Annotated in this window: 10 protein-coding genes; 2 read left to right on the forward strand and 8 right to left on the reverse strand. The window is 58.8% G+C overall.

Features of this window, described 5'->3' with window-relative positions:
• The coding region (locus LJE91_13580) for a hypothetical protein (GenBank protein MCG6869711.1) at positions 1-184 on the forward strand (184 nt) is incomplete at its 5' end.
• 376 nt (positions 185-560) lie between these two features.
• Here the strand turns inward: LJE91_13580 and LJE91_13585 are convergent.
• The 4 genes from LJE91_13585 to LJE91_13600 form a co-directional block, all read right to left on the reverse strand.
• The gene (locus LJE91_13585) at positions 561-1,031 is read right to left on the reverse strand and encodes a peroxiredoxin (GenBank protein ID MCG6869712.1); all 471 of its coding nucleotides are present in this window, start codon (positions 1,029-1,031) and stop codon (positions 561-563) included.
• Between the two features lie 138 nt (positions 1,032-1,169).
• Positions 1,170-2,294: a carotenoid 1,2-hydratase gene (locus LJE91_13590; protein ID MCG6869713.1), complete on the reverse strand. Its 1,125-nt coding sequence runs from the start codon at positions 2,292-2,294 to the stop codon at positions 1,170-1,172.
• On the reverse strand, positions 2,295-4,811 hold the full coding sequence (locus LJE91_13595; protein MCG6869714.1) for an ABC transporter permease: 2,517 nt from the start codon (positions 4,809-4,811) through the stop codon (positions 2,295-2,297).
• Complete coding sequence (locus tag LJE91_13600) at positions 4,805-5,491, reverse strand: ABC transporter ATP-binding protein (GenBank protein MCG6869715.1); 687 nt, start codon at positions 5,489-5,491, stop codon at positions 4,805-4,807. The genes LJE91_13595 and LJE91_13600 overlap by 7 nt, the downstream gene beginning before the upstream one ends.
• A gap of 163 nt (positions 5,492-5,654) precedes the next feature.
• Between LJE91_13600 and LJE91_13605 the strand changes: the two genes are divergently transcribed.
• Entirely contained in the window at positions 5,655-6,125 is a 471-nt protein-coding gene (locus LJE91_13605; GenBank protein MCG6869716.1) for a YbaK/EbsC family protein, read from the forward strand.
• A gap of 71 nt (positions 6,126-6,196) precedes the next feature.
• Here the strand turns inward: LJE91_13605 and LJE91_13610 are convergent, their stop codons facing one another.
• The 4 genes from LJE91_13610 to LJE91_13625 all read right to left on the reverse strand — a co-directional run.
• Positions 6,197-7,519: a polysaccharide ABC transporter ATP-binding protein gene (locus tag LJE91_13610; GenBank protein ID MCG6869717.1), complete on the reverse strand. Its 1,323-nt coding sequence runs from the start codon at positions 7,517-7,519 to the stop codon at positions 6,197-6,199.
• 48 nt (positions 7,520-7,567) lie between these two features.
• A complete protein-coding gene (locus tag LJE91_13615) occupies positions 7,568-8,404 on the reverse strand; it encodes an ABC transporter permease (GenBank protein ID MCG6869718.1) in 837 nt (278 codons plus the stop codon).
• A 465-nt stretch (positions 8,405-8,869) separates the two neighbouring features.
• On the reverse strand, positions 8,870-9,673 hold the full coding sequence (locus LJE91_13620; protein ID MCG6869719.1) for a CpsD/CapB family tyrosine-protein kinase: 804 nt from the start codon (positions 9,671-9,673) through the stop codon (positions 8,870-8,872).
• A gap of 319 nt (positions 9,674-9,992) precedes the next feature.
• Positions 9,993-11,315: hypothetical protein (locus LJE91_13625; protein MCG6869720.1), on the reverse strand; the 1,323-nt coding region annotated here is incomplete at its 5' end.

Consider the following 11,315-nt stretch of genomic DNA (forward strand, 5'->3'; position numbering starts at 1 on the left):
CCTCGCCCGTCGCTCCGGCGCACCGGCCATCAACCAGTACTTCGTCAACCAGTACATCGCCGATCAGATCCAGATCAACAACCAGTACCAGACCCTCAACATCATCGACTCCAACCACGTCGATGCCGACCTCAGCGGTAATGCCTCCAACGGGCTCGAGGCGAGTTATCCCGCACCGGTCTGATCGTGGGAAAGTAAAACCGGTTCGGACCTGATCGGGCTAAGGGTGCCGGGTAAAACGGTCTGGCCGAACGTGGAGACGGCTTCGAAAGCTGTAGATTCCCCTACACCTCAGCCCCCCCGATCCGGTACGCATGCATTGCCACACGAAGCTATTCGCAACCGCCATGCTCTTGACGCTTGCTGGCAGCGCCCGGCCCGACCAACCGGCGGGGTTGCTGGGTGGGGAATGCGTCAGGCAGCCGGAGCTGCAATTCTGTATCCGACCCAATTCCCCGAGCCAGGAGGGGCGTATCCGTTACCAGGCCCTGGGGGGACGCCCCTGGGACACGCCTCCCTATCTCGGATTCCTCAAGAAACTCGCGGGCGGGGCGGTCCGATCACGCGCCAGCCGTCAGCGCCTCCAGCACCTTCGCGGGGTGGTCCGCGGCCTCGGCGACACGACGCCAGTGCTTGACCACCTTGCCGTCCGGCCCGATCCACACCGTCGAGCGGATCACGCCCATCGTCTTCTTGCCGTACATCGTCTTTTCCCCGAAGGCGCCATACTTGGTCATCACCTTGCGGTCAGGGTCCGAGAGCAGTGTGAACGGCAGATCGTATTTCTCCGCGAATTTCACGTGAGATTCCGCACCGTCCGGGGAGATACCGAGTACGACCGCACCCTGCGACTCGATCTCGCCCCACAGATCGCGAAACCCGCAGGCCTCCTTGGTGCAACCCGGCGTATCGTCACGCGGGTAGAAGTAAACGATGACGTCCCGTCCCCGAAACGACTTCAGCGCCACCTTGCTCCCGTCCGCATCCGACAAGGTGAACACCGGTGCCGCTTTACCTTCTTCGATTGCCATTTCTATCCCCCGTTTCTGATTGTCCTTTTCGACTCGTGCGACCTCAAGCGGGCCCCGAATCACCCCGAGGCACTCGCTCGGCCCTCGTTCGATACGATGATACCCGCCGCTGCGTGGCAGCGGAATCACACACCCCGACTACCTGACCCTCGCACCACCATAGCCGGTCGACTCCAAATACCCCCGGCCGGCGAGCCGACCGCCATCTGCTTCCCGGACGCGCACGCTGCCCTCCCAGTAGCGGAACGCCAGATCGACCAACTGGTCGTCGAACGCCGCGTCTATGATCCAGTCGATGTCCTGTGCAGGGACACTTAGCCGCCACTTCACGGGCCAGGGTGCGTTACCGGGTCCGCGCCAGGTCCGCAAAGGCCGTAAAGAGACGTCCGTTGCCGACAGCACCGTCGGCTTACCGTCGGCATCCACCAGGACACCACAGCTCATCGGGTCTATTGAACCATCGCGTCTCCCTATTCGGTAAAACATCAATTCGCGGTTCCCCTCGAGCTGCAGGGCAAACCAGTCCCAACCCTCCTGGTCGGCACCAAGCGAGCTGGTACCCCACTCGCGATCCAGCCACGAGCTACCGGTCACGACATGCGCACGGTCTGAGATTCGCAGTTGCCCACGGGTGCGCAATCTCGTGATCGAATAATAGTATGAAGCGTTACCCTCACGGGCGCTCTTGCGGATCAGACCCCGATCGCCCTGCAGGACGATCGGCTTTTCGGGTTGAATCGTCAAATCGATACCAAAGGTCTCCGTGCTCGCCCGAACTCGCCATGGAAATCCTCCTGGGGAACCCAGGATTTCCCAGTCCTCGACCCAGACCCGAAAGGGTTCGTGCTGAGCGCCCGCCAGCCCCAATGCGCCCCGCGCCATGCGCTCGTCCGCGAGGTGTTCGCCTGCGGCGATGTCGCTGACCGCCAGGTGCGCCATCCATACCTGATTCGTACCCCATGCCGACGTTCGCCGGGGATCGCCGGGCGCCACGGCAAAGCGAAAGAAAGTGACCTGAAAACCGAAGGGCCTTCCCGATGCGTCCTCCAGGTTGCCGGTCACGTACCACCATTCGTCGCGGAACCCGGGGTGCGTTCCGTGGTCCCGGGGAAAGTGGAACTCGCGGGGCGCCAGCGCCAGACGGTACCCCTGCGTCTCTCCGCCCGACAACACATCCGTCACATCGAAGCGAGGTGGCAGTGCCTCACGGGTTCCGCAGCCTGCCATGAGACAGGCACTCAGCACCAGGGCCCGGGGCAACACCTACTCCTCCCTCAAGGCCATGGCTGGCGAGATCCGGCTCATGCGCAGGGCGGGCAAGATCCCGGCGACCAGGGCCGCTACCAGAGACAGCGCCAGGGCTTCGACCATGACTCCTGGCGGAACCGTGGTTTCCATACTCCAGCCGAAAGCGCGCTGGTTGATGACGTGAATCAGCAACACCGACATCAACCAGCCAAGCGGCAGCGCCAGCAACCCGGCCATCGCTCCCATTACACCGGTCTGCGTGAGGACCAGCGCGAAGAGTCCCGATCGCGTGAGACCCGTGGCGCGTAGCAGTGCATGTTCCCTGGCCTGCTCGATCTGCAGGGCAAGTAACGCACTGAGGAAACCGATCAGCGCCACCCCGATGGTTAACCACCTCAACACCGCGGTCACTGCAAAGGTTCGGTCAAAAATCTGCAACGACGCCTCACGGATAGCCGCAGCCCGACTCACCGTCAGGTCCTGACCGATCCGCGAGGAGACGCCGCGTATGCGCCGCACGACCTCATCCGGGTCCGCGTCCGGTTTCAGTTTGATCCCCACCGTCGCGACCCCGGTGTCGTCCCAATGACGCTCGTAAAGCGCCCTGCTCATGACCAGCAACCCCTGGCTGGAGCTGTAGTCGCGAAATATTCCGCCCGCGATCACCTTGAGCGGGCCGGAGGCCACCGACACCAACTCGATCCCGTCACCGGACCGGATCCCGTAGCGCGAGGCCAGCGGCTCTGAGACGAGCACGACCTCGCCCGCCTCGAACCGCGGCCACACGACTTCGATATCGCCGGTAAGCAGCCGATACCCGTCCCTGCTGTGCTTCCCCGCGCCGAGTACCAGCACGTCGATCTCGCCGACCGTTGAGGGAACCGGCACCAACCTTCCGGTACTGACCGACTCGACGTCCGGGATCTCCCGAACCAGCCCCTCGATCCGGTCGTCCAACAAGGCCCGCGACCCCGGACCGTCCACGGACACGTAGATGTCGCTGCGCAGTGTCTGCTGCAACCAGGCGGAGACCGAATAACGAAAACTCTCGATCATGATTCCCACGCCGACCGTGGCCGCGGTCGCCACCGTCAGCGCGGCGATCGCCAGTCCCGTGCGACTCAATCCGGTGGAAACACCGCGCCCCGCGAACCGCCCGGTAACACCCGAGAGCCTGCCCAAGGCCGGTGTAACCACTCGTAGCATCACCAGCACGGCCAAAGGAACCATCAAGGCGCAACCGATGACGACCAGAAACAGTGAAACGAAACCCAACCAGAGATCCCGAGTGGTCAACCACAGGATGGCATAGCCGACCACGCAAATCAGTACACCCGTCAGGGCAAGCCAGGGGACCCAGCGATGTCCACGACGCTCCAGCGAAGACCTTCGCCGCACCTCGAGAGGCGAGGCCCTGGCGGACTCGGCGGCTGGGCCAAGACCGGCAAGCAGCGCCGCACCCGCACCGACCGCGATACCCTTGAGAAACAAGCCCGGCTCGAAGCTCAGCGTCGTGACGTTGACGGCGAAATAGATGTCATTGATGGTGCGCGCCACCATCCCAAGGAGAGAGTGACCCAGCAGCCAGCCCAGCACGAGTCCTGACAGCGACCCGATCAAGCCCAGCGCCAGGGTCTCGATCAGCACCAGCACGAAGATCTCTCCCCTCGTCACGCCCAGCATGCGCTGTATTCCCAACGTCGCACGGCGTCGAAGGACCGTGAAGGTCATCATGTTGTAGATCAGAAACCCGCCGACGAGAACGGAGAGAAGGCTCATGGCGGAGAGGTTGGTATGAAACGCGCGGGTCATGTTCAAGATGTTGCGTGTTCCCGCGGCGCCCGGTTCCAGTATCAGCCCCGGGGCAAGCTCCGTTTCCAGACGTTCCACCTCGCGATCCGTCAGGATGAGATCGATCCGGTCGATTCGACCCTCACGTCCCAGGAGCTCCTGCGCCGTAGCAATGTCCGCCAGCAGAACGCCTTCGATCGCCTGCGGATTCTCTGTCTCAATCAGACCCGCCACGGTCACGGTCGCCCGGCGCCCGCCGACGCGCAGATCGAGCCGATCATCGACCCTGATATTCAGCCGGTTCGCGGAAATGCCCGGCATCATGACGGTGTCCGGCTCGGACAGCAGTCGAGACATGCCGTCTCCGGTGGTCCCGGCTTGCCGCCATTCCCGAAATGCCCCTTCGGCCAACGGATCGATGCCGATCAACCTAAACTGCTCTCCACGGAAGCTCACCGCACCCTCCACGAAAGGTGCGCTACGCCGGTATCCCTGCCGCAGCCGCAACGCCGCGTAGATACCTTCGGCGATCCCGCCGGGTGGAGCCGTCAGGTGATGGGTAGCACGGCCGGTTAACGCCTCGGCGGAAAGCCGAAACGCCCGGCGTGCGCTTTCATTGGCGAGGTCCACGGCCACTACCATGGCGACACCCAGCGCGACCGCCAGGACCGCCAGCCCCGCCTGCCAGGGATGCCTTGCATGGAAGGTCGCCGCACCACGCAGCAGGGTAGGGTTCACCATGCAGTGAGATCACCCTGCTCCAACAACCGTCCTCGCTCCAGGGTCAGACAGCGATCTGCAGCCCCCGCAACCGAGACGTTGTGCGTCGCCAGGATCAGGGTCGACCCCTGCTCGACGACCAGCCGGGACAGGAGATTCATGACCAACTCCCCGGTCGCGGCGTCCAGATTTCCGGTCGGCTCGTCCGCCAGCACGACCGAGGGCCGGTGGGCGAGTGCACGCGCCACGGCGACCCGCTGTTGCTCCCCACCTGACAGATCGTCCGGGTATGCGGCTGCGCGGTCCCAGAGTTCCACGGCTTCGAGGAGCTCGCTGACGCGATCGCGCGCCTGACTTGCCCCCACGTCATTGAGCTCCAGCGGCAGGCGGATATTGTCCGCTACCGTGAGTGTGGGGATGAGATTGAAGAACTGATAGATAAAGCCGATACGGGCCCGTCGGAACAACGTGCGCCGGCGTTCGGAGCCACCCAGCAATTCGACACCCTCGATGATCACCTCGCCCCGATCCGCAAGATCGATCCCCGCCAGAAGATTCAGCAGGGTCGATTTGCCGGACCCGCTGCGACCCAGCAGTCCCAGAATCTCCCCGGCGCCTACATCCAGATCGATTCCGTTCAGGACCATGCGTGTCCCGTCGCCCTCACAGTAGGACCGATGCAGATCTCTGACCCGAATCATGGGTTCGTTTCGATCCATGAAACGCATCTTAGCGCATGTCGCTCCTCGCCCCCTAAACGCTTGCGTTGACATCAATCAGACAATTCAGCGACTTCCCTTGCAAGCCCCGGGAATCCAGTCCATGATTCCAGCAGAAAGCCTACTCCGGAACCGAGGTCGACAAATGGCAATAGCAAAAAAATTGAGTACCTTTCTGAATTCGAACGGCATCCCCTTCGAACTCGTCTCCCATCCGCGTACGGGTTCGAGTCAGGAATCGGCCGAGGAGGCGCACATCCCCGGCGACCGACTCGCGAAGGCCGTGGTCGTCAAGACACACGATCACTACGCAATGGTCGTCATACCCGCAGACTACCACCTCGATCTCGAAAAGGTCGGCGAGGAAGTACACAACATCGTCGGCATGGCGACCGAGGAGGAACTGAGCGATCTGTTTCCCGATTGCGCCCATGGCGCCGCACCCCCGGTCGGTGATGCCTACGGCATTCAGGCCTTGTGGGACTCTCACCTGGGACGTGAGCAAGAGATCTACTTCGAGGCGGGCGACCACGAATCGCTGGTGAAGGTCAGCAGCGACGCTTTCCGCACCCTAATGGGCAACGCGCGCGAAGGTTTGTTCAGTCATCACGTCTGAACGGAAACGCGTACCGCACAGGACCCTGAACCGATGCATCGCCGGACTTCGTTCTCAGTCTGGCGCGAGGACTACGCCGGAGTGAACTCCGTCTCCCATCGAAGCATCGGGCGCACGACGCCACTGAGACGCCCGGTCCAATGGCCGCGTGCGGAATCTCCCTCCGCCGGATCGACGATGTTGAAGGCCACCGCATCCTTCTCGTTGAAGTGTCTGATCCTGCGCTCCGGGGCCCGCATGACGGGATTTACGTAGAAAATTCCCTCGCTGAGCAGATTTCCCGGGATCCAGGCCGTGCTGACAAAGTCCCCGGGGGCGCGTTGGCGTCCCTGCCACTCAGGGTCCTGGTCGATCGTGGAAAACACAATAACCCCCTGATCGTTGTTGACGATGAAGTAGGGAAAGAGCACCTTTCCCGCCTTAAGCACCCGATACTCCATCCGCAGCCCGACCGAGTGGCGAATATCGATGCTATCCGGGGACTCCCCATCCTCGGTGGCCACGGAGACGCGCCGCAACCTGACGACGTCATCACCCGGCGCATTGGTCAGATCCGCCCATGACCTTACGGGTGTCGTTCCGAGGCCGGTCTTGAGATAGTGCTCGACGACCTTGTCGGAGGGACCATCCTCTACCAGTCCCCCTTGATCGAGCAGCATCGCACGCGGGCAAAGTCTTGTGACGGCTGGCATGTTGTGAGAAACAAACAGCACCGTCCGTCCCTGCTGCCCGACATCCTGCATCTTGTTCATGCATTTCTGCTGAAAGGTAGTGTCGCCTACCGCGAGCACTTCGTCGATGATGAGGATTTCCGGTTCGAGATGGGCCGCGACCGCAAATGCGAGACGTACGCGCATGCCGCTCGAATAGCGCTTTACGGGGGTGTCGAGGAATTTATCGACGCCGGAAAACTCGACGATCTCGTCGAATTTCCGGTCGACCTCACGCTTACGCATCCCGAGAATCGTGCCATTGAGATAGACGTTATCCCGTCCAGTCAATTCCTGGTGGAATCCGGTACCCACCTCGAGCAGACTGCTCACCCTACCGCGGATACCGACCTCGCCGCGTGTTGGCGGCGTGATCCTGGAGAGTATTTTCAGCAGCGTGGACTTACCGGCACCGTTCGTTCCGATCACGCCCACGACTTCTCCCTGCGGTATCTCAAACGACACGTCCCGCAACGCCCAGATTACCGAAATGTCGTCCTCATTTCCGTCCGACTCCTCCACGTCCGAGAAATCATACAGCGAACGGTACTTTCTGAAGTTCTCCAGCGGACTCCTGACGAACTCGAACATCGCGTCGACAAAATTTTCATTCGCCTGTTCGCGTGTACCGATCCGATAGATTTTACTGATATTGTCGACCTTGATAGCGAGATTCTTCTTCATCTTTCTGACAGTCCTGCATCGAGCCGGGTCCTGCTACCCCGTTTCCGATCAAATAACGTCGACAAAAACGCGTTCCATGCGACGGAAATACATCGCCCCACTGATGAGCAGCAATGCCCCTGTCACCGCACCCGGCAGGATGTATTCCCACTGCATTTGCGTTCCGAGCAGGCAGGACCGGTAGCCCTCGATCACACCGACGATCGGGTTAATGGAGTAGAGCAACCGATACTGATCGGGGATCTTTTCAGCGGAATAGAGTATCGGCGCAGTGTAGATCAACATGCGCAGCACAAAAGGCATAGCGAACTTGACGTCCCTGAAACGAATGGCCAGCGAGGACATCCATAACCCGACACCCGCGGGAATGGCCATCATCAACAACACAAAAAGCGGGAGGTAGACGAGATTGAGCGTCGGCGTAATCTTGTAATAGATCATGACACCCATCAGGAGCAGCAACGAGATACAGAAATCAACCAGCTTCGCCAGGACCGGGGTCAGGGGAAATATCAACCTGGGGAAGTACACCTTGCCCAGCAGGTTCTGCCCGGCAACCAGGCTCTGGCTCGAAGCCGACATCGACTCGGACATATATGTCCATGGGATAATGGCAACCGTTGAGAACAGGACGTACGGGATACCTCCGGTATCCAGGCGAGCGACCTTGCCGAAAATGATACTAAAGATGACAATCTGAATGAGTGGATTGAGTATCGCCCACGCAAATCCCAGAACGGTCTGGGCGTAGAGTACCTTGATATCCCGCCATACGAGAAAGTAGAAAAGATCACGGTAGGCGAGAAGCTCCTTGAAATCGATAAGTTCCCAACTCTTGGGTGGCCTTATGATCGCAAAGGCATTCGAGTCATTTTCACTGAACATAGACCTGTTCCACTCTTTTACCGGCGTTGCTACCGATGCGTATCGTCTCAACCATCGAAAGGTCTTCATGACAGGTCTTTGTCAGGAATTACGACCAGCTCGATTGACCGCTCAATACCGAATGCCGGGTCATCGTATCTGAATCCGCGCCGTGGCTTCCCTTCCGATCTATTGGGGCTGTCTTGTTTGATGGCGCCGACCTCATGGACGGAAAACGGCAGGGAACACGTCTAACCCGATAAGACGGCATTCAGACGTCGTTCGAAAACCAAGAATCTCGCTAGGGACTATCGGATTTACGATTTCAGAGCGAACGTACGCGAATTCTGTGGAAAAGATTGCCTTCGATAGCCACAGAAATCTCGGAGTACCGCAGAAATGCAGAATTTCTGACAAAACCGTCTCATTGTTCTCATACTCCGACAGGCTGTTGGTGTTGATATCCCCGCAGGGAAACAATTGATACTAGTAATAACTTTGATAGTGATTTTCCTGCATCAACTCGTCCGATTTATTCAAAACGGTACCGATTACCTCAACCTCCGAAATCAGATCGAGTGCGTGCGCCAATTCCCCCTCTCGAGTCTTGCCGTCTTCGACGACCATCATGATCGCGTCCAGGTAGGTGGAAAACGCGACAACGTCATCGCCGATCAGAATAGGAGGAAGATCGAAAAGTACCAGCCTCGAAGGGTAGCGCGTCTTGAGTTCCTCGACCAGCTGCGCCATTTTCGGAGAGGCAAGATACTCGGACGAGCGATACTGGGCATCGAGTGACCCCCCGCTGGGGAGCATCACGAAACGATCGATTCCCGGGTGTACCAGAACCTCTTCGATCGGCACATCCCTGATCAGGTAATCCGCCAGTCCGTATTTCGGGCTGATTCCGAAAAACGAGTGTATGCTGGGGCGCCTCAGATCCGTATCCACCATCATCACGGTGTAGTTCTGTCGCATCGCGATGCTGATCGCAAGATTGATCGCGGTCAGCGATTTCCCTTCGTTCGGTCTGCAGCTCGTTATACCAAGCGTGTTCCAGTGATTCTGCTGCATCCGACTCATCACGCGTGTTCTCAGCAGGCGGAACGCGTCCACCACCTTCTTGTCGGAGGTGGCGCCTAGCAGGCGATTCTCCCGCAGGATTTCTTCGGGAATGCTGTAATTTCGAGTCTTCGAATAACGTATATTCTTCTCTTCTTCTCTCAACGATACTGGCGATCGCTTGATATCGCTCTTCGCGAGCGACATTGCCTTTGAAATACTGTCCATAATTTATTCCAGTCACAGCTTGATGATCGATTCTACCGAGAAAGAACCTGATCGACTTAAACTCAGTTTTCGGTTTTGCTACTACAACCCGAACGTGGCACTATGACACCCTTAAGATAACCGATCGCACTGCGTCCAGTCCGCGTCACTGTTCGCAAGGTGAAAAATTGAATGTTCCACAGCAGCCGCACCCATTAAATCCCATTATTCGGTTCCGGAAAATCCGGCGCGATAGCAACGCATTTATATCCACACCCGGCACTCTGGAATGAATCCCGCCGCACCACCCGATCATAAAAAACGTCTCCCCAATTGAAGTTTAGCCTAGTAGAGAGCTATGCGGATTGCCTGCATCTTCCGCTCCTGTCTGAGAGGACCAGATGTAATAGGCATATGCAAGCAGGGCCGTGACGACCACCCCTGCGACAATCAGTGTCATCCTATTCCGTCGGGACCTTTCGGCGATATCAAGATTATTCTCTATGTAGGGAATGGTAGCCAGCGGCGGTGCGCCGAACACATCCACAACACCCCGCTTCCCCCTGACATTCTCGTCACTGTATTCTGCGATCGTAGCAACACCCACTCCGATAATAAGTCCAAGCACCAATCCGATCGCAATGAAGGCTGGTCGGTTTGGACTATACGGCGCCGTCGGTACTCTGGCGCCCCTTACCAGTGTCAGGCGCTGGGCCTTGGACTCACCTTCCAGCCCCAGTGCCAACTGCGCCTCCAGTTGTTTGTCCTTGATCTCCTTGTATTTCTTGGTCGCGTTATCGTAGCCGCGGCTCAGCGTAAGATATTCGCGTTCGACTAACGGCGTCTGGCTGACGCGCTTTTCATACTCAACCAGCTTGGACTGCAGGCTCGTTTTCTGCTCGTACTTCGCCCTGAGATTGGCGTTGACAGTATCGAGCTGAGTCCTCAGAGAAACGTAGGCGGGGTTTGTTGGACTCGCTGCCTCTCCGTCAGCCGAAAGCTGAGCCTCGGTAAACTCCCGCAGCTCCCGCTCCAAAGCAGGAATGGTGCGGTTCAGTTTGACGATGTCTGGATGTTCACTGCTATATTTCTGTTTTAACTCTGACAGCTGTTCGCGAGTTACGGTCAGCTTGTTGACCAGGCTGCTCGCCTTACTCGAACCGCCCACCTGCCCCTCTAATGAATTGATTTCCCTGCGAAGCTTGATGACGTCGGGATGATTGGGGGTATATTGAGATGAGACCCTGAGGTATTCGGTAAGCAGCGTGCGCAATCGAGCCGGTCCGGACAACAGGGTCTTATCGGGGTCAGCGTAAAGTGTTCCATAGGGATTCGTGACGGCCATCTGAGCTTCAAGATTGAGCTTCCTGTCCTCAAGTGAGCGGATCTCTTCTTCTGTCCGCTCCAGTTTACCCTCCGTTTGCTCATAAAGGCGCATGTTGAAATCCTTGAGCTCCGGAAGTTGGTTCAGATTACCGACCTTGAACGTTGCGAGTTTCTGCTCCAGCTCCTCGATAACCGAATTGAGCTTCTCGCCCTCACCCTGCAGGAAGTTATACACGGACTCTGCTTCCTCCTGCCGCATGGCACGGTCTTGCTCAAGGAACAGTTCCGCAATTTCGTTCGAGACGTCGGCCGCGGCGACGGGCTCGTCGAGATCGGC

The sequence above is a fragment of the Gammaproteobacteria bacterium genome, assembly GCA_022340215.1.
Classification (GTDB): domain Bacteria; phylum Pseudomonadota; class Gammaproteobacteria; order JAJDOJ01; family JAJDOJ01; genus JAJDOJ01.

Excerpts from the sequence above, each read along its gene's own strand:
- LJE91_13620 (MCG6869719.1), bottom strand. The coding sequence starts at position 9,673 with ATGGACAGTATTTCAAAGGCAATGTCGCTCGCGAAGAGCGATATCAAG.
- LJE91_13605 (MCG6869716.1), top strand. The coding sequence starts at position 5,655 with ATGGCAATAGCAAAAAAATTGAGTACCTTTCTGAATTCGAACGGCATC.
- LJE91_13600 (MCG6869715.1), bottom strand. The coding sequence starts at position 5,491 with ATGATTCGGGTCAGAGATCTGCATCGGTCCTACTGTGAGGGCGACGGG.
- LJE91_13585 (MCG6869712.1), bottom strand. The coding sequence starts at position 1,031 with ATGGCAATCGAAGAAGGTAAAGCGGCACCGGTGTTCACCTTGTCGGAT.
- LJE91_13610 (MCG6869717.1), bottom strand. The coding sequence starts at position 7,519 with ATGAAGAAGAATCTCGCTATCAAGGTCGACAATATCAGTAAAATCTAT.
- LJE91_13595 (MCG6869714.1), bottom strand. The coding sequence starts at position 4,811 with ATGGTGAACCCTACCCTGCTGCGTGGTGCGGCGACCTTCCATGCAAGG.
- LJE91_13615 (MCG6869718.1), bottom strand. The coding sequence starts at position 8,404 with ATGTTCAGTGAAAATGACTCGAATGCCTTTGCGATCATAAGGCCACCC.